The organism is Gottschalkia purinilytica (assembly GCF_001190785.1).
Taxonomy (GTDB): domain Bacteria; phylum Bacillota; class Clostridia; order Tissierellales; family Gottschalkiaceae; genus Gottschalkia_A; species Gottschalkia_A purinilytica.
Window position 1 is genome coordinate 1 of the sequence record NZ_LGSS01000071.1, and the last position, 575, is coordinate 575.

The 575-nt window shown below is 33.2% G+C and carries 1 protein-coding gene; it reads right to left on the reverse strand.

Annotated features, from left to right (window positions below; genetic code table 11):
- The coding region (locus CLPU_RS16415; RefSeq protein ID WP_115840423.1) for an HAD-IC family P-type ATPase at positions 1-575 on the reverse strand (575 nt) is incomplete at both ends.

Sequence of the window (575 nt, forward strand, 5' to 3'; positions counted from 1 at the left end):
TTTCTCTTCATAATATCTGGATCAGCTGGATCAACTCCAAGTGCCAATGCTGGTAAACTATCTGTTACCAGATTTACCCACAATATATGAATTGGTAATAGTGGTAATGGTAGCCTTAGTAATACTGATATAAACAGCGCTATTATTTCTCCTATATTACAAGATAATAAAAAGTGAATTGATTTTTTTATATTATCAAATATATTCCTTCCTTCTTCTACTGCTGATACTATAGTTGCAAAATTATCATCTGTTAGTATCATATCAGATGCCTGTTTTGACACATCTGTTCCTGTTATCCCCATTGCACATCCTATATTTGCTCTTTTTAATGCTGGTGCATCATTTACTCCATCCCCTGTCATTGCTACTATCTTTCCATGACTTTGCCATGCCTTTACTATTCTTACTTTATGTTCTGGTGATACTCTTGCATATACTGAATATTTAGTTACATTTTTATTTAACTCTTCTTCTGTCATATATTCTATTTCTTTTCCCTCTACTGCTTCATCACCTTCGTTTAGTATTCCTAGTTCTTTTGCTATAGCCATAGCAGTTACTTTATGATCACC